This window comes from Bacillota bacterium (assembly GCA_040754315.1).
GTDB lineage: Bacteria > Bacillota > Sulfobacillia > DUSP01 > JBFMCS01 > JBFMCS01.
The window spans coordinates 22,765-41,184 of the sequence record JBFMCS010000018.1 but is presented as its reverse complement, the minus strand read 5'-3'; the positions used below and the strand labels follow the sequence as shown (position 1 = coordinate 41,184).

The 18,420-nt window shown below is 59.8% G+C and carries 12 protein-coding genes; 4 read left to right on the top strand and 8 right to left on the bottom strand.

From position 1 onward, the window contains the following. Positions 1 to 284 precede the first annotated feature (284 nt). A complete protein-coding gene (locus AB1576_04035; GenBank protein ID MEW6080942.1) occupies positions 285 to 1,160 on the bottom strand; it encodes a dihydrodipicolinate synthase family protein in 876 nt (291 codons plus the stop codon). A gap of 146 nt (positions 1,161 to 1,306) precedes the next feature. After that, positions 1,307 to 2,629, bottom strand: a complete 1,323-nt coding sequence (locus AB1576_04030) for an S-layer homology domain-containing protein (protein MEW6080941.1) — start codon at positions 2,627 to 2,629, stop codon at positions 1,307 to 1,309. Between the two features lie 246 nt (positions 2,630 to 2,875). Between AB1576_04030 and clpB the strand changes: the two genes are divergently transcribed. The 3 genes from clpB (at position 2,876) to AB1576_04015 (ending at position 6,555) form a co-directional block, all read left to right on the top strand. Further along, the gene (gene clpB, locus AB1576_04025) at positions 2,876 to 5,491 is read left to right on the top strand and encodes an ATP-dependent chaperone ClpB (protein MEW6080940.1); all 2,616 of its coding nucleotides are present in this window, start codon (positions 2,876 to 2,878) and stop codon (positions 5,489 to 5,491) included. Positions 5,492 to 5,912: 421 nt separating this feature from the next. Further along, complete coding sequence (locus AB1576_04020) at positions 5,913 to 6,170, top strand: hypothetical protein (protein ID MEW6080939.1); 258 nt, start codon at positions 5,913 to 5,915, stop codon at positions 6,168 to 6,170. Then, entirely contained in the window at positions 6,157 to 6,555 is a 399-nt protein-coding gene (locus AB1576_04015) for a type II toxin-antitoxin system VapC family toxin (GenBank protein ID MEW6080938.1), read from the top strand. Before AB1576_04020 ends, AB1576_04015 begins: the two co-directional genes overlap by 14 nt. Before the next feature lie 59 nt (positions 6,556 to 6,614). Here AB1576_04015 and AB1576_04010 read toward each other — a convergent pair whose 3' ends face one another. The 4 genes from AB1576_04010 to AB1576_03995 all read right to left on the bottom strand — a co-directional run bounded on the left by AB1576_04010 (position 6,615) and on the right by AB1576_03995 (position 14,312). Next, positions 6,615 to 7,796 (bottom strand): saccharopine dehydrogenase C-terminal domain-containing protein, encoded by a 1,182-nt coding sequence (locus tag AB1576_04010; GenBank protein MEW6080937.1) that lies wholly within the window; start codon positions 7,794 to 7,796, stop codon positions 6,615 to 6,617. 202 nt (positions 7,797 to 7,998) lie between these two features. Beyond that, entirely contained in the window at positions 7,999 to 9,606 is a 1,608-nt protein-coding gene (locus AB1576_04005; protein ID MEW6080936.1) for a hypothetical protein, read from the bottom strand. Positions 9,607 to 10,921: 1,315 nt separating this feature from the next. After that, complete coding sequence (locus AB1576_04000) at positions 10,922 to 12,619, bottom strand: DUF255 domain-containing protein (GenBank protein MEW6080935.1); 1,698 nt, start codon at positions 12,617 to 12,619, stop codon at positions 10,922 to 10,924. A gap of 97 nt (positions 12,620 to 12,716) precedes the next feature. Continuing rightward, positions 12,717 to 14,312 (bottom strand): S-layer homology domain-containing protein, encoded by a 1,596-nt coding sequence (locus AB1576_03995; GenBank protein MEW6080934.1) that lies wholly within the window; start codon positions 14,310 to 14,312, stop codon positions 12,717 to 12,719. 181 nt (positions 14,313 to 14,493) lie between these two features. Between AB1576_03995 and AB1576_03990 the strand changes: the two genes are divergently transcribed. Then, a complete protein-coding gene (locus AB1576_03990; protein MEW6080933.1) occupies positions 14,494 to 16,332 on the top strand; it encodes an ASKHA domain-containing protein in 1,839 nt (612 codons plus the stop codon). Positions 16,333 to 16,443: 111 nt separating this feature from the next. Here the strand turns inward: AB1576_03990 and AB1576_03985 are convergent, their stop codons facing one another. Continuing rightward, positions 16,444 to 17,730 (bottom strand): homoserine dehydrogenase, encoded by a 1,287-nt coding sequence (locus AB1576_03985; protein MEW6080932.1) that lies wholly within the window; start codon positions 17,728 to 17,730, stop codon positions 16,444 to 16,446. A gap of 19 nt (positions 17,731 to 17,749) precedes the next feature. After that, the gene (locus AB1576_03980; protein ID MEW6080931.1) at positions 17,750 to 18,265 is read right to left on the bottom strand and encodes a ferritin family protein; all 516 of its coding nucleotides are present in this window, start codon (positions 18,263 to 18,265) and stop codon (positions 17,750 to 17,752) included. Positions 18,266 to 18,420 lie beyond the last annotated feature (155 nt).

Below are 18,420 nucleotides of genomic sequence, written 5' to 3'. Positions count from 1 at the left end.
AGCAGATCAAGGCCCAGGAAGGGGTGGCGCCTTTGGCCTAACACACTCTCTTAATCTCTCGGAACCGGAACAAGAAGGTGGGGATTCTTCTTGGCCGAAAATGGGGAATTTCTAATGGCCATTGACAACGTGGGTTGGAGGTTCGAACGCCAAGTTAAGGACATGACCGGGAACACGTTAACCCAGGGCAGCGAGAGGGCGCCCTGGGCTACGTCTCCCGTCCACGCCTACTGGCAGTGGAAGTGGGTAACTATCAGCGTCGGCGAGCGTGGAAAACGGTATCTCTAAAGCACTCCTGCCCTTTGCAGTATTGCCCTGAGCTCCAACCTGGCTTCCTGGGCCAAGGGCAAGAGGGGCTTCCTGGGGTTACCGCCGTAGAGTCCCAACAGATCCATGGCGGCCTTGAGCCCTGCCACGCCCCACCTGGTCGTGACCGCAGCGTTGGCCTCAAGGATGCGCATCTGCGCCTTGCGGGCCTCCTCATGCTGGCCCTGGGCACAGAGTGCCAGTATGTCATCACACTGGGTAGGAAGCACGTTGGCTACGGCCAGCGTGCCTCCGGTGGCCCCCAGGCAAAGCGATGCGTACAGGAAGCTGCCCGAGCCAGCGAACACAGAGAAACCCGGGGCGGACCCTGATATGAGCTCCGCAATCTGCGAGATATTCCCGGATGAGTCCTTTATTCCTATGATGTTGGGGTGGCTGGAGAGCTCCTTGACCAGCGAGGCAGAAAGGTTTATGCCGGTGTTCCTGGGCATGTTGTAGAGTATGACGGGTACCGGCGAGGCCTCGGCCACATCCGTGTAGAATGCTCTCAGTGCCGAGTCTGTCATGCTCCCCTTGTAGTAGCACGGGTTGACTACCAGGGCTGCGTCGGCTCCAACGTCGGCGCAGCGACGGGTGAGCCGGATGGTGGCTTGGGTTGACTCGCACCCAGTTCCCGCCGCCACCGGTCTCGGGTAGTGCCTGCGTACGAAGCCCACCAGCTCCACCTTCTCGTCCTCCTCCAAGAGGACGAACTCTCCGTTTGAACCCAAGACCACGAGACCAGCTAGCCTGCTGTCTCCCCACGCCGCAAGGTTCTCCTCGAGCGCTGGGTAGTGTATTTTCTCCTCCTTGAAGGGGGTGGGGATGGGTGCGTAGATTCCTTCAAGCCTCACCAGGAACACCTCCCGTCGTTTTTCCCACACTCTCCACTTCGCGCCCCCCTGCCCAGCATCCTTCAGGTGGTGCCTCCCTGATTACGAGAAGCCCCCGGCCAGGCGGGCGGGGGGCCGGTCGACCGGGGGCTTCTGTCAGCGATATATCAATCAACGGTCAGGGGGATTAGCACGCTGCTTAGATCCCTTCCATCCTGCGGGCTCTCCCAGAACACCCTAACCTTGGGTTTCGATGGGGCTTGGCCCTCCGGCCAAGGCGCCAGGGCGGCGAAAACCCCCCACCCCATGCCCTCTGTGGCCGTGACAAAGGTGGTATCCAGCTGCGTTTCCCCATCCAGAAGCTGGATGAGTACGTTCCCCTCGAAGGTGCGGGCTGTCCCCATCACCAGAAGGGGTTCTGAGGGATTGAACGAGTTCCCGCTTCTAGGGAAGGCCACGAATATGTCGGGCCCTCCCATCCCTGTGAGGCGAACCATGACGGTGCTGGCCTCAGCCCTGGTAAGATAGCCGTTGGGCCGGAAGGTACCGTCCTCATAGCCCTCCAGCAGCCCAGCCTCAGTGCAGGCAAGCACATAGTCTGTCTCAAGGTCGGTGAGCCCGCCAAGGTCCGGGTACCAGCCGGTACTGCCTTCCGGCGGCTCATCCAGTCCAGCTGCCCTGGCCAGTATCACTGCCATCTCCTTCCGGGGAATGGGATTGCCAGGTTCCAGTGTGGCTCCGTAGTCGGCGGGTCTGATGAGTCCCTGTTGAACACCACGTTCCACGTGGGGGGATGACCAGCGGCTTACGGGCACATCAGTGAAGGAAGGGGTTTTCCTCTGGAGGTCCTCCAGTTCCAGGGAGGCCACCACCAGCTTGATGAATTCCTCGCGAGTAACCTGCCACTGGGGTTTGAAGGTGCCATCGGGGTACCCCTCAATAATCCCCCGCAGCACAAATGCGTTCACCTGGCCCTCAGCCCAGTGGCTCGCCACGTCGGGGAAGCCCTGGTACATCTGGCTCATCGAGCGCTCAAAGGGTCCTTCAGCAGATATGTGGCCACCCAGGCTCTCGACGACTTCACCCTCCACCGTGAACTGCACCCGCTGGATATCGGGGGTTGCTGTAATGGTGTTCACCATGGCGCCTATCATGATGGCCTCTGTTGCGGCGCCTACGGGAGCCTGCAGGATCTCACTACTAAGGTCAACGGTGGCAAGGCGGTCCTTGACAGTGACCCCCAGGACCCTGACATTGGAGGGTACGGGAGAGCCCAAGGGGCCCTGGGGAATCCCCTTAATGAGAGTCTGCAGCGCTGCTTGGGGGTCATTCTTTTCCAGCCAGGCGTGAACGGGCAAGAGGTAGAAGTCCGTGGGAGTCATGAGACTGTACCATAGCATGTGGTTCGAAGGACCAAGCCCGGCGCTGGCCGGGAACGCCACGAAAACGCTAAAGATGGCCAGTAGGATTGATCTTCGCCAGTATCTCATTTCCCTCTCTCCTTACTCTCATGGGTTGGGGGAGCGGGCAAGGGTTTCTGACCCCAGCATCTCTTATGTGTAATGTCTAAGGATACACTTCTCAGGTTGGGCACACTCTAGTCCCCCTTTTCTGATGGACGAGCCACTGGTAGAATGGTTCCTGGGGGGAGGCCCTCCAAGCCCTGCCAGATTCTTACAGGCATCGACGAACCTGAGGGTACCACATAGAATCGCCCTGGAAATGGGGGGAGACGCATGGATGCTGGAAAACTCACTGAGAAGTCCAGGGAGGCCCTGAGCAACGCGGGCGACCTGGCCATTCGCTACAGCCACCAGGCCGTTGAGGTGGAACACCTCCTCGCGGCGCTTGTAGAACAGGAGAAGGGTGTAGTGCCGCGGATCCTGGAGCGCTGCGGCGTATCCCTTGGGGCATTCAAGGCCGCATTGCGGCAGGAACTCGGGGCAATGCCCCGAGTATCTGGGCCTGGGGCTGCCCAGGGAGGCACATACATAACCCAGAGGCTCAGCAGCCTGCTGGTTAGGGCTCAGGACGAGGCCAGCGCCCTCAAGGACCAGTACGTTAGCGTGGAGCATCTCCTCCTGGCAATGCTGGGCGAGCGCCGCGACACGCCGGTGGGCAGGCTCCTGGCCAGCCATAATGTGGATCGATCCCGGGTGCTGGAGTGCCTGGCTGAGGTGAGGGGCCACCAGCGGGTGACCAGCCCGTCCCCAGAGGCCACCTACGAGGCCCTGGAAACCTACGGCATAGACCTGACCAAGCTGGCGGAACAGAACAGGCTGGACCCTGTCATAGGCCGGGACCAGGAGATCCGCAGGACCATCCAGGTCCTGTCCCGGCGAACCAAGAACAACCCGGTTCTCATCGGTGAGCCTGGTGTGGGCAAGACGGCCATTGTAGAGGGGTTGGCCCGGCGCATAGCCGCGGGCGACGTGCCCGACAGCCTGAAGAACAAGCGCATCATATCCCTGGACATGGGGTCTCTGGTAGCCGGGGCCAAGTACAGGGGGGAGTTCGAGGAAAGGCTGAAGGCGGTTCTCAAGGAGGTCACCGCCGCCCAGGGCCAGATCATCCTGTTCCTTGACGAGATCCACACGGTAGTGGGCGCCGGGAAGGCAGAAGGCTCCATGGACGCTGCCAACATGCTCAAGCCCATGCTGGCCCGGGGAGAACTCCACTGCATCGGCGCCACAACCCTGAACGAGTATCGCAAGCATATAGAGAAGGATGCGGCCTTGGAGCGCCGCTTCCAGCCGGTCATGGTGGGGGAACCAAGCGTTGAGGATACCATTTCGATTCTCAGGGGTTTGAGGGAGAGGTACGAGCTCCACCATGGGGTCAAGATCCAGGATGCTGCCCTGGTACAGGCGGCCGTCCTCAGCCACCGCTACATATCCGACCGTTTCCTGCCTGACAAGGCTATAGACCTGGTGGACGAGGCAGCCGCCAAGCTCAAGACCGAGATGGAGAGCATGCCTGAGGAGCTGGAAACCCTGGAGCGCCGGATAGTGCAGTTGGAGGTGGAGGCTGCGGCATTAAGGAGGGAGAGGGACAAGGCCTCCTCGGAACGCCTGGCAGATCTGGAGAGGGAGCTGGCAGGCCTCAGGTCAGAGAGGGACTTGCTGAAGGCAAGCTGGGAGTCGGAGAAAGGAGACCTCAAAGAGATATCCTCTTTGAAGGAACGGATGGACTCCCTGAGGCATGAGATGGAGCAGGCACAGAAGAGGTACGACTATGAAAGGTCAGCAGAGATCCAGTATGGCGCCATGCCTGAGCTGGAGTCCAGGCTCAGGGAGACCGAGGCTCGCCTGGCTGGCAACGGGCAGGGTCGCCTTCTCAGGGAAGAGGTGACCCCCGACGAGATCGCCGAGGTGGTCTCCCGCTGGACCGGGGTGCCCGTTACTAGGCTTGTGGAGGGGGAGAGGGAGAAGCTCTTGAGGCTTGGGGAGACCCTTCAACGCCGGGTGGTAGGGCAGGACGAAGCGGTCAAGAAGGTGGTGGACGCGGTCCTGAGGGCGAGGTCAGGGCTGAAGGATCCCAGGCGCCCTGCAGGGGTCTTCCTTTTCCTGGGCCCCACGGGCGTGGGCAAGACTGAGCTGGCCCGGGCACTGGCGGAGGCCCTTTTTGACACTGAGGATAACATGATACGGGTGGACATGAGCGAGTACATGGAGAAGCATGCCGTGGCCAGGCTCATAGGTGCCCCCCCGGGATATGTGGGCTACGATGAGGGCGGGCAGCTTACGGAGGCGGTCAGGCGCAGGCCCTATTCAGTCATACTCCTGGACGAGGTTGAAAAGGCTCACCCTGAGGTCTTCAACGTGCTCCTCCAGGTGTTCGATGACGGCAGGCTCACCGATGGCCACGGGCGCACCGTGGACTTCCGCAATACCATCCTGATACAGACATCAAACATCGGCAGCCAGCACTTGACAGAGAGCCTCAGCCTCACTGGAGGGGTTCCCGCGTCCGCCTCGGAAGCGGTCATGAGGGAACTCAGGACCCACTTCAGGCCGGAGTTCCTAAACCGCCTGGATGAGGTGGTGCTCTTCAAGCCCCTAACCCTGGAGGAAATAGGCAGGATCGTGGACATCCAGGTAGACCTGGTGCGGCAGCGGTTGAAGGACCGGAGGGTAACCCTGGAAATCACCGGCGATGCCCGGGACTACCTGGCCCGGTCAGGGTTCGACCCTGTATATGGGGCCAGGCCGCTGAAGCGCTTGATACAGAGGGAGATCGAGACTGCCCTGGCGCGAAAACTGGTGGCCGGGGAGCTGGAGGAGAACTCCCGTGTTACTGTGGATTTCGATGGAGAAGACTTGAGCTTTAGGATATCTCCCGTCCCCGGCTAGCCATTGAGGCTATCGGCGGGGGAATCCGCATAATCATTTGGGACAAGTCCCCGTGAGGATAGCGGCCAGGCCACCAGGATACTACAAAACTAGTGGGCTTGCCTTCCCCTCCCATGCACTGTCGAAACCTGGGTGCAAAGGAGCCCCGGCCTTTCTGGGATGCGCTTGAGATCAGCAGGGCCCAGGGTCCCCAAGTAACCCCGGACCTGTGAACGTCTAGTGACCTCACCTGATCAATGAGGGATTACCAAGATATGATGAATATGCGGATATGGGAGCGGGACTTAGTTCGCCTCCCTCTACGGATCTGCTAGAGGGGGCCTGTGCCGGTTCTAGACGCTGTGGGCGCAAGCCCCCTGCTTGACTTTACCGGAAAACCGGCTACAATAAAGCTAACCGTATATATCCGGAGGTCTTGACCGTGTTAAACAAAAGGCTGGAGATCTTAATAAGCAATGATGAGTTTCTGCTTTTAAGGGATAAGGCCCGGGAAGCAAACTGCTCGATTGGGGAGCTGGTCAGGGAATCATTGAGAGAAAAATACTTCGTCAACCGTGAGGAGGAAGTCAAGGAGGCTCTTAGGAGAATAGCCTCCGGAGAGTTTGCCCTTGCGGAAGTGATTGAATGGCAAGACGTGGAAAGATCAATCGAAAAGGTGCTCAATGATGAAGTTGATTGATACGAACATCTTCATTTACGCTTCCGGAAAACCTCATCCCTTTCGAGAAAAATCCCAGCATGTCTTGAAGCAAGTTATGTTGAATCCGATGGGTTTTAATATTAGCTCAGAAATACTCCAGGAAATCCTCCATGTTTATTCCAATAAGAACAGCATGAAGAAGGGAATCAAGTTGGTGGAAACGGTTTTGAAGATATTTCCACAGGTGTTCCCCATTACGACCAAAGAAATTCTAACAACAGGTGAGGTCCTAGAAGCGCATCCTAGATTGAATGCACGGGATGCTCTTCATGTCGCTGTAGTGATAAACTATGAGCTTGAAGGCATCGTGAGTTTTGACAGGCACTTTGACTCTGTCAAAGAGATTCTACGATTCGAACCTTAACGGATCAGAGGAAGCCGGGGCTCAGCCCCGGCTTCTTTATGCCTGGTTCGCTTGTCCTGTCAGCTCCGGTCCTCGATATAGATGTGCAAGCCGTACTCGGGCAGGCGCTCGACGAAAGACCCGGGATCGATCGCCTCCGCCGGGAAGGCCCCACGCAGGGCAATCAACCCGTCGGCGAATAGATCGGCCGTCAGCGCGGCAGGGACCCCGGTCTGGAACGAGGTGCCCTGGGCCTTAGCCACCCTGTACGCTTCCTCGTGTGACTCGAGCGAGTACATGAACCTGGCCACCTTCCTGCCGTCCTTGACCCCGCGGACCAGCGTGCCGACGCAGAGCCAGCCCTTCAATTTGCCGCTTAGCTCAAGCGGTTTGGGGAGCAGGGCGGTGACCACGTCACGTGGCGCTACCTTCACTCCCCTTACTTCGACCGGCTCGGTGCCATCAAGCCCGAGCAGCCTCAACACCTTCAGCACGTTGACCAGCTCACTGTTGAGCGCGTACTTGAAGTTGCAGGTTTTGATCGGCTTGTTCAGGTAACGGGGGATAGTGCCGACCTCTTCGTGCGAGACTGAGTAAACCTTTTGCCGGCCGATCGGGGCGGGGAAGTCAAATTCGTCTTCATCGGAAAGGGCCACCCCCTGGACGAACTCCCCGTTCTCGTAATTGAGGTAAGGCTGCAGGCACTCTTCGATCACCACATCGGGAGAAAAGCTACCCATAGCGAAATCGTAACCCTCTATTTCGCTCAGGTCCGCGTCGCGGACCAGCACCTCTTCCACCTCATCCATCTGGTCGGCCAGGTAGCGGGCGAAGATATTCGAACTGCCCGGGTCGATGCCGCTGCAGAGGAAAGCGGCCCGGTCGTTCGCCTTAAACTTGGCGTCATACTTCTCGATCTGCTCCAGGATGGTAATCCGTCCCGGCAGCCGGATCGGGCCGTGCGAAGCCAGGTCCAGGTAGTGAAGCTTATTGGCCACCGCCGCGTCCATCACGTTGTAATTGAACTGGGGGATGGTGGCATTGATCACCAGGTCGACGCCTCGCGTCGCCTCGGTCAGGTCGGCCATACTGCTCGCGTCAGTCCGGCGGGCGCTAAAGCCAGCGCCCAATTCCGCTGCCAAAGCGTTGATATGCTTTTCGTTAAGATCGGCCAGGACGATCTGTTCAAACCTTTTTGTCTTGGCCAGGGTCCTGGCGATCACCGTGCCCACGCCGCCCAGTCCCAACAGCAGAGCTTTCACAAAGGCCACTCCTTTCCGCAACATTTAACTCTGTCAAAGATTATAAGCGCTGAGTCCTAGATGAAGAGGTATCCCTCCCAACATCCTTTTCTGCCCAGTCGTCACAAGCTGGGAGCGGGGGAGAGCGGTTCCACGCTCCCAGCCTCGAGCTTTTTGAAAGGGCGGGGTGTGTGTGTCTCCCCCGCCCCTTGGTATTTAAACTCTATGCCTGTTTTGACCAGAAAAACTTGGGCATTTTGCTCATATCCTCTCCATCGTAGCTGCGCATCGGCCTGGGGACGTTGGTTTTCTGGGTGGCCAGTGAAACCACGATCAGGGTGAGGATGCTGATTGCCGCCGCCGGGACCAGGGAGATAAAGATGGCGTCGTCCATAGCCCACTGCATATAGACTTGCCCTTCTACCAGGACGTCCATGTTGTTCTCCATGGTATGGGGCAGCACGGACCGGTAGACGATGATCCAGGAGATCAGCCCGGTGAAGAAGGAGCTGATCGCGCCGGCTACGTTGGCCTTCTTCCAGAAGTAGCCCAGGGCGTAGGCGGCAAAAATCGTGGCCAGCTGGATCCCCCCGGAAAGCACTATCAGCTTGTAAACCGTCTCCGCGTAGAGGGCGATGCCCATGGCCAGTAATGTGACGATAGGGATGCAGATGCGGACAATTTTCAGCACTTCGGTATTGGTTGCCTGCGGCTTGATGTGGCGGTAAATGTTATGGCCGATCAGCGTGGAGATAATGAGAGCGTTATCACCGGCGGTGCTGACTATGGCGGCCGCCAGGGAGACGACGAAGAGCACACCTGCCCAGGGCGGCAGGAATGTGTAGGCCGCCCAAGGCAGCACATTCTCCGCTTCGGTGACGGGAATCCCGTCCAACATGCCCGTGGTATAGATGGCTATGCCGATCATCACCGGCATAATCCCGACTACAAGGTAAATCACCCCGCTGGTGATAAAACCCGCCACGGCGGTCTTCTCATTCTTGGCTGCCAGCGCCCGTTGCATCAGCACCTGGCTGGGGACATCCCCCAGGGAGAGTGCCGTCCAGGCGGAGATATAAAGCAGGATCCCCAACAGGCCGGTGTACCACAGGTACCCTTCCTCTCCGGCTACCGGGACCATGGCCCAGGTAGGCAATTCAGCCCAGTTCCCGCCGGTTCTAAGCAGCTCTCCCAGGCCGCCCACTTCACCCATAACTGCGGGGAACATAATCGCTAAGCCGGCCACTATTAGGATAAAACCGATCATATCGACTCGGGAGAGAGCCCAGAGGCCTCCAAAGGTGGTGACGATGATAATAGCCACAGTGGCGATTATTACCGCGACCTCCATGCTGAAGCCTGTAGTCAGATAGACGACAATCCCGAGGGCCACCAGCTGCCCGCCTAACCAGGCCATGGCGGAAAGAATCTGGATAATCGTGTACAGAAAGCCGGTAAACTTGCTGTAGCGATGGTTGAAAAAGTCGGTCAAGGTGGTGTACTTTGCCTTGCGCATGCGGTAGGCGAAGAAGATGCCGTTAATAACCATGCACAGGGCCGGCGCCCAGGGATCGAAGATAACACCCTGCATGCCGAAAAGGAAGGCGTAACCGGCCGCCCCCATCATGGCCCCGGCACAGATCCAGGTGGCGACAATCGACGGCACCATGAAGACAAAGCTCAACTGCCTGCCGGCTACGGTCAGGTCTTCGGAATCATGTACCTTGCGGCTATAAAAAATGCCAAGAAAAATGATAACTAGCATGTAAGCCACTAGAAAGCCGAGGATCCAATCAGCCGTGGAAAACACTTTAAGGATGCTGTCTTCCATAGTAGAACCTCCTCGTGATTTAGCTCCACCAAACCTTACCCCCCGGCAACCTGGGGATATGTGGTATTCTTGCCTCCTCTCACGACGTGATCAAGCAAGTGCTTGCCGCGTCAACGGAGATAAATGATAAGGGGTGCATGACACCCAGCCGGACGGGCTTTTGGCCGCAGATTGCCATTCAATTATCCCCGGTGACTTCCCGTATTCTCCAGCGGTTCCTGCAGATTCTCCCGCACTTTTCCCCTTTTAGGGCTCCGGGTCCTCCCCCCCCCCCCTCACCCAACGTGCTCCCTCCGTAAGCGGGGGTGATGGTGAGACTATCCCGGTAGGATGGCCTTGAAGGCTCTTTCAGCTCACCGGCGTTGAACTGCCGCCCCAGCACCGAGATCAAAATCTCGTCCTTATGCAGGCATTTTATCGCAAGGCCTTTTCGCATGGGGCAATCCCTGACCCACGCTTCATTGAGCGGCTTGCCTTACGCCCTGCAGTGGTAGAGATTACGCGTAAAACTCTCCCAGTGTAGGACACCAGTTCTCACTTCCCCAAAGATAATCCTGACACAGTGGGCGCAATCGGTACAGGCCTCCGCGTCGCAGCAGAGGTGGCCGTTTTTTCTCGGTGATTGCGCCGCAGGGCAAGCTTCAACACAGGCTAGGTCAAGGTTGCATGTCTCTTTGGTGATCTTCAGCCCCTGCCGCGCATAGCGATGGGCTACTTCCAGGCGGGTCAGGTGCGGGTCGAATACCCCTTCATTCTGGCCGTTTTAGGCCAGGCGCCGCAGGTGCAGCCGAGACACTCATCGTTCGGAGAAAGGGTTCTTGTCCAAGCCTCACTCCTTTCGTTGAAAACTGGCAATAGCCATTTTCGCCATAATGGCGGCAATTACCTTCTCAGGACTACGACCAGTCCGGTCCAGCATTGCCCTGGCCGGCAAGATGCCCCAGGTTCTGGTCTTGTACGCCATGTCGCTGAACAGATGCTTGTGATATAGGGCGACGGTGCACCGTGCCTCCCAAATGTCCCTCTCATACCGGTTTCCGTGAGTCTTTGAGCACACAACTCTTCCTATGGAACCACTGAACCTGCATGTACTGTACACCCGTCCCACTATCTGGCACATGCGCTTGGTGCAACACTGTGAGAGGCCTCGGCCCAATGGGTGTGGAGAACTGGCCAACTGGCGACGGGGAAGTCCATTGGGGACTGGAGGCCAAGAGGCCGAGGTCAGTGCTCCTTTGCTTCGTTACGAGGAGATGATAGTTGCTTTGATTGGGGGATTCTCCTGGGGTTGGCTGGCCGGTCCCCGGTACCTAGATTACTCAGACAGCAGTTGCCGTGAGAGGGTCTGGGGGTCGGCGGTCGGCTCAAGGCAGCGCTGGCCCAGGCAGACGTAGGCCATGGCTTTCCCGCCAGTTCCGAGGCCCGGGCGGTCGGGCCGGGTGACCCGCTGTTCTCCCGGGGCAGAGAGGGCCGCGTTAAGCAGTTCCCTGGAGGCGCCGGGGGTAAGGTCGATCACGGTCCACGGTCGGACCAAGTCTGTGCAGAGAAGGGCGAAGGCCGCCGCGTGCGGTCCCAGGCGTTCGTAGAGCTTTATCCCCGGCCCTACCACGGAGAACGCGGCCTCACTATAGTGTGTCTCCTCCGTTACCTGCCCAATCTCTTTGAGCCACCGGCCAGCGATGGCATTGTCATCCAAGGACCAGTGGGGTATCGCCAGGGCGCCCGGGGCCTCCGGGTCTGGCGCGGTATCGTAGAAGCCGCCACCAGGGGCCCTGAGCCTCTCCAGGACGAATGTTGCCAGATTCTTACTGGCATCGAGGTAGGCCTCCCTGCCTGTGGCCTGGTAGGCCTTGCAGAGGGCCCATCCCATCCAGGCAGCGTCTTGAAGCCTGCCCCAGAGCTCGGGGGACCCATCAAGGTAGTGCGCCATCCCACCCGTGGCCAAGTAGGCGTCCTTCAACAGGACATCCAGGGTGTCCAGGGCTAGGGACCCCATATGCTGGTCATCCAGGGCCCAGGAGGCCTCGAGAAGGGCCTTGGCCATCTGGGCGTTCCAGTTCACGTAGATGATGCGATCAATGTAGGGTGCGTTCATGGAGGTACGCTCTTGCAGGCCTCTTGAGTAGTACTCCTCATCGGCGTCTTGGGTTCCAGCCCAACCCGTCCCGGGTGTGTAGAAATTGGCCTCAAGGTAACGGAGGACGTCCCGGGCCCACTTCTCCATGTCCGCGCCCCCCAGTGCCCTGCAGGTCCGGGCCAGGAGGCCTAGAAGCGCCGAGTTGTCGTCCAGCATCTTTTCGAAGTGGGGGATGCTCCAGTCACGGGTGGTCGAGTAACGGAAGAAGCCACCCTCCACATGGTCATACATCCCACCCGACGCCATTGCCCTGAGGGTGTTCACCAGGATCTCCCTGGATTCCTCGCTTCCGTGTGCGAGCCAGTCGTCCAAGCAGAGCTCCAGTGCGAAGACCATGGGGAACTTGGGTTCGCGGCCGAAGCCGTGGTGCTCGCGGTCATAGGAGGCGCGGGTAACGCTGATTACCCTGTCATAGACCTGAGACACCTGGGAAGGTCCGGGCACGTCATCCACCGCCAGGTCTCCATCGCCCGTTGAAATCCGCTGGCCAGGGCCCTTGTACGAGGAGGCTACCTTCCTAAGCCATGGCAGCATTGTCTTGGGTGGCACATAGGTGCCCCCCGCTATTAGATTTCCCTCCCCGTCCAGTACCGCAGTGGTAGGCCACCCCCCTAGGTTGTAGCGTTCGTTTACGTCGGGTCGCATGTCCGTGTCAACCCTCACGGGGACGAAGCGGCTGTTCACCGTGGCAATGATCCCTGGGTCGGAGTAGGAGGTTTCATCCATGACGTGACACCAGTGGCACCACACGCCGCTGATGGCCAGGAGCACTGGCTTGCCCTGGTCCTTGGCTTCCTTGAAAGCAGCATTATCCCAGGGGCGCCAGCCTATCTCGTGGGCCCTGTTGGCTCTGGGAGAGAAACGGAACTCGCTCATACCCACACACCCCCAGACTATTATTCCTGGCCTGCGGGCAACTATCCCCTGCGAAAGAGCGGGGGGCTTTCTTGGCGAAAGCCCCCCGCTGGATTATCTACTTCAGAACCCTGCGGATTACATCCCAGTACTCCGGGGGTTCATACCCGATCCGCCACATGGCCATTCCCCCGAGGCCCCGGTCAACGGCGAGGTTGAGCTTGGCATCCAGGCTCCGGGCGGTGCTGAACCACACAAGGCGTTCCCTGCCCTCGTCGTCTATGTAGCGGAAGTGGTTCTCCATCTCCACAGGGTCCCAGTTGATCTGGACACCCTTCTTGGCCGCCAGTTCCAGGGCTCGCTTTGCCGTAATGGCGGTGGCCGACCCCCCTGCCACGGGCCATGAGTAGCCATAACCGGGTATCCCCATGAGGATCTTCCCTGCAGGCACCAATCCTGTGGCGTAGTCCATCACCGAGTTAATCCACGGCACGGAGCCTATGGGGCCAGCAGGGCCCCCTCGCCAGTGCTGGTCATAGGTCATCAAGGCCAAGTAGTCCACGAACCGGCCCAGGTACTCATAGTCAAAGGCCCCCACCCAGTTGGACTCCAGGTTCTCCCGGGTTTTAGCCGGGGCGGATACGGTCACCAGGTAGCCCATGGGCCTCAGTTCCATGGACAACCGCCTGATGAAGTTGGAGAAGGCCTGGCGGTCTGACCCAGGGACGTACTCGAAGTCCACATTTATCCCGTCATAACCATGGGTCATGAGAACCTTGATGGCCTCAATGGCTTTCTCCTGGATCTCTGGGTTAGACATGATCTTGTGGTTGCCGTCAAGGTCGTGGTTGGCGAACATGACCAGGAGAGGCTTCCGGTTCTCCGCTGCCCACGCCAGGGTGCGGGGGCTGTCATTGCCGTAGAGCTTCCCGTCCAGCCCTATCATGTAAGAGCAGTATATCAGGAGGTCTATGTCTTGACCGTGCTGCAGCAGCGACTCGTATGCCTCATCGGTATTCACGAAGTATCCTGCGACAATGGCACCCTTAAGCGGTTGCTTGACCTCCCTGGGGATCGAGGGTACCAGCTCGTCGCGTTTCTGGGCGAAGCGCTGTATCATTGTGACCGCCTCGGCCCGGGTGGTGGTGTCCCCAGGCGCAAAGCGAACCATGAACCTTCCTGGCCTGCCCAGGATTACCCCGCCCTTCACCGCGGAGGAGGCCTCGTAGGCCCAGTCAGGAACGGCCGCGGCATCCTCGAAGATAGCGAAGTAGCGGGTCTCGGCCTTGACCCCCAGCTTGATTAGGCCCCGGCCGAAGATGACCCCTAGTTCCGCCCGGGTTATGGGCGCGTCGGGGCGGAAGGTACCGTCGGGGTAGCCCCCAATGATACCGCCAGCGTGCGCCGCCGCGATCTTGTCCCGGAATTCCTCAGGTATCTTGTCCTTGTCGGTAAAGGGAAGATCCCCCGGGGATCCCCCTGTCAGTTCCAGTACCCTCGCTACGTAGACGGTGAAGTCCAATCGCGTGATGGGTTTGTTGGGCCGGAACTGGCCGTCAGGAGGGAGCGTGATGATCCCGCTCCTGTACATGCTCAGGATGGTGTACTCAGCCCAGTGACCGCGGGTGTCTCCCAAAAGCACATCCGAGGCGCCAGCGGCGGGACCAATGCACAACACTAGGATCAGGGCTAGGGCCCACCAGGTTCTCCTCAACGGCAATCCCTCCTTAAGTTTCCATAATGCTATACCAGTTTACCACGAGCCTGGATTCCAGCACAATAGACGCTGCCCTTGATGACCGATATGTAACGAACTTGGTAGAGGCCATGGAGGACTCCAGCCCTGTCTGGAGAAGGGTAGAGTTTGGTTTGCTGCACAGGACGGGGGTGGTTACGTGACTGGCGACTACGAGGTTCAGTTCCAGCCCGCGGGGAGAAAGTGCAGGGCGAAGGCAGGAATGACCATCCGCGACGTCGCTATGGAGGGCGGGATAGGCTTCCTCTTGCCTGGTATCACGTCCCCCTGCGGGGGAAGGGGCCTTTGCGGCCGCTGCAGGGTGCGGGTGGTCGAAGGCATCGCGGGCCCTGTGACGGAGGCCGAGAGGAAGGCGCTCTCGCCCGGACAGATCAGCGACGGGTGGCGACTGGCCTGCATGGCCCGGGTTAAGGGCAACCTGGAGGTGGAGGTGCCCCCGGAGTCCCTGGAGGGCAAGCAGAGCCTTCAGGTGGAGGGCCTGGAGGTGGAGATAGTCCTGGAGCCGCCCATCCACCGGTACCGGGTGAAGGTCCCCAGCGCAAGCCTGGAGGATCCCCTCTCTGATGGCCAGCGAGTAGCCCGCGCCATGGGAGGCTACCAGGTCTCGGTAACCGGTGACCTGGAGGCCCTGCGCCGGCTGCCAGGGGACCTTCGCAATGGGAAGTGGGAAGGGGAGGTAAGCGTCCGGGGCGGGGAGATGATAGGCTTCTGGCCGGGGACGGAAACTCCCAGGTGCCTTGGCCTTGCCGTGGACCTTGGGACCACCAAGGTGGCGGGCTACCTGGTGGACCTCGGAACGGGTGACCTCCTGGCAAGCGCTGGACTCATGAACCCGCAGATTCCCTACGGCGAGGACGTAATGTCCCGGCTGACATATGCCTTGGAGGGCCGGGAGAAGGCCGCCAGGATCCACAGGGCCGCCGTGGACGCCATAGGCCAGCTCGGGAGGGATCTCAGTGCCCAGGTTGGCCTGGAACCGGGGAACATCGAGGAGACGGTGGTGGTGGGGAATCCCGCCATGCACCACCTGTTCCTGGACCTTCCCGTAAGGCAGATGGCTCTGAGCCCCTACGTACCGGCTGCCTCGGAGGCAATTGACGTGAAGTCCAGGGAACTGGGGCTTCCCTCTGCGCCTGGGTCCTACGTTCACGTGCTGCCGGTGGTAGCTGGCTTCGTGGGCGGGGATCATGTGGCCATGGTGCTGGCACCCCGGATCCACCAGCGCCAAGGGGTTATCCTAGGTTTCGATATTGGGACCAACACTGAGATAGTGCTGAGCCGGGATGGCCGGATGACCTCGAACTCCTGCGCCTCAGGTCCCGCATTCGAGGGCGCTCACATCCTCCATGGCACACGGGCGCTGTCTGGCGCCATTGACAGTGTTAAAGTGGACGCTAATGGCGTGTGCACCTACACCACCATTGAAGGCGCTCCCGCCATGGGCATCTGCGGGTCGGGGATCCTCGATGCGGTGGCCCAGCTCTATGCGGCGGGGGTTCTGGACTGGAAGGGCACAATGGTGAGGGATCATCCCCTGGTGACAGTGACGGGCAGCGGGGCCGAGTACGTGCTGGTTCCAGAGGACCAGACAGCCGGGGGCAGGCCCATCGTGGTGACTCAGAAGGACGTCAGGGAGATACAGCTGGCCAAGAGTGCCATTGCCTCCGGGATGAAGGCGCTCCTTGAGGCGGAAGGGGTGGGGTACAGCGACATAGACGAGATCATCATAGCCGGTGCCTTCGGCACCCACATAGCCGTGGATAGCGCAGTTGCCATCGGCATGTTCCCGGATATTCCCCGGGAGCGTTTCAGGCAGGTGGGAAACGCCGCGGGGACAGGAGCCAGGATGTGCCTGGCCTCCTTGAGCGAGCGGGAGACTGCCAGGGAGATAGCCCGCTCAATAAGGTATATGGAGCTGATGGCATTTCCTGGATTCAATGACATGTTCGTAAACGAGCTGGGCTTCCCTGTGTCCTAAGGGGCACCGAGTGGGGATAGCCCAGCGGCCCGTCATGTTGAGGCAGGTAGATGTGGATGAGCAGGGCCTGGGCTTTCTCTCCCGGCCTTGCTCATGGGTGGTATGCGATGGTTACGCCTCTACCCGGATGAGCGACCTCAGGGCACTAACGAAGGGCAGTCTCTCAATCTGGCTGCTGGCCCGCCGGATGTTCGCCTCCCTGGCCCGGTGTGTGACAAAGACGATTTCCGCCAGGTGGTCAATGGTCCTCTTCTGGATCACCGACTGCAGGCTTATGGATTCCCCGCCAAACACCCCGGCAACCTGGGCCAGGACACCGGGCCTGTCCTCCACTTCAACCCGCACGTAGTACCGGGTGATGACATCCTCCATGTTCTTGACGGGCCTGCTCCGGTGGCAGGTGCAGCCCACCCCGGTCGAGCCCCTTCTCAGGTTCTGAACAGCTTCAATTACGTCAGCTACCACGGAGCTGGCGGTGGGGAGCCCTCCTGCCCCCTGCCCGTGGAACATCACCTCGCCCGAGGCATCTCCCACCACACATATGGCGTTGTAGGCGCCGTGCACCGCCGAGAGAGGGTGATTCCTGGGAAGGAATGCCGGGTGGACCCGGGCCTCCAGGCTCCCGCCCTCGCACCTGGTGATCCCCAGGAGTCTCAGCGTCCAGCCCAGCTCGTCTCCGTACAACATGTCTTCCTGGGCGACTCCGGTGATCCCCTCGGTGTAGATATGAGAGGGCGTCACCCGGCTGCCGAAGGCTATGGACGCTAGTATGGCCAGCTTCCTGGCGGTATCATGGCCCATGATGTCATCGGAGGGATCGGCCTCGGCGTAACCCATTTCCTGGGCTGCTCTCAGCGCGGCCCCCATCTCGTCACTCTTCTCACGCATGCGGCTAAGGATGTAGTTGCAGGTCCCATTCAGGATGCCCCTGATCTCGGTTATGCGGTTCGCCGCCAGGGACTGCTTCAGCGGGCCGATGATGGGGATGGCCCCTGCCACGCTGGCCTCAAAGTGAACGCCCGTGCCGCCCGCCCTTGCCGCCTCAAACACATCATGACCGGAGGTTGCCATCACTTCCTTGTTTGCGGTCACCACAGGCCTGCCGCTCTCAAGTGCCCTGACAATGTACTCCCTGGCTGGGTTTAACCCCCCCATGAGTTCCAAGACGAGGTCTATGCCGGGGTTGGCAAGGATATCGTCCGGGTCCTGAGTCAAGGTCCCCGGGGGGAGCGACACCCTGCGAGGCTTGGCCAGGTCCCTTACCAGGACCTTTGATATGGCCAGCCGGGCTCCGGCCTTTCTTTCAATGCTCTCCCGGTTCCCAGTGACTACCCTGACCACGGCGGAGCCAACTGTACCCAGCCCCATCATGCCGATGTTAATTCTGTCCTTCAGCATCGAGGCGCCCCTTTCATCTTTAGGTGTTCATCCAGTTCCACCGTTTGCTCTCTTCTTCATCGAACCACTGGGCGGTCAGGGTGAGATAGCGATAGGTGTTGACAAGCGCCTCCAAGTGCTCCCATTCCTCTTCCACCAGGGACTCCAGGAAGGCACGGCCCGCTTGGTCCCCCCCGGTGGCCTCCAGCAATCGCTGGTACATCTTGAGACCCTGGCGCTCCCGCTCCATGGCGGTCTCCAGCCCCTCCACGTTATCCATGTCAAGAGCCCTTTCCGCGGGGTAAAGGCCCAGGAAGCACTCTCTCATGCGTTCTTCCAGCGGGGTCCTGTCACTGGCCTCAAGGGCTTTGGGCTCGCGGCCCCCCTGGATGGCCTTGTAGAGGGTCTCAACCCTCCGGGCATGGTCCAGCTCCTCTTCAGCGAGAACCTCAAAAAGCCTCTTTCCCAGGGCATTCCTGGTGCCGGCCGCAAGAGCCTTGTAGTGACAGTGTCCCTCGCGTTCGAACTCAAGTGCGTTCTCCAGCAGTTCCCGCAAGGTGACAGCCCCCTTTCCCGGTACCTTTGAGGGATTCTACCCGGATAAGCATTATCCTTTCCCCACAGCCTTCCCACCCATCTGGGCATACCTATCCTGAGAGGGTTTTGGGGGTTTGGAGTTGAAGTAATCCGGGGCGACACTGGAGAGAGGGT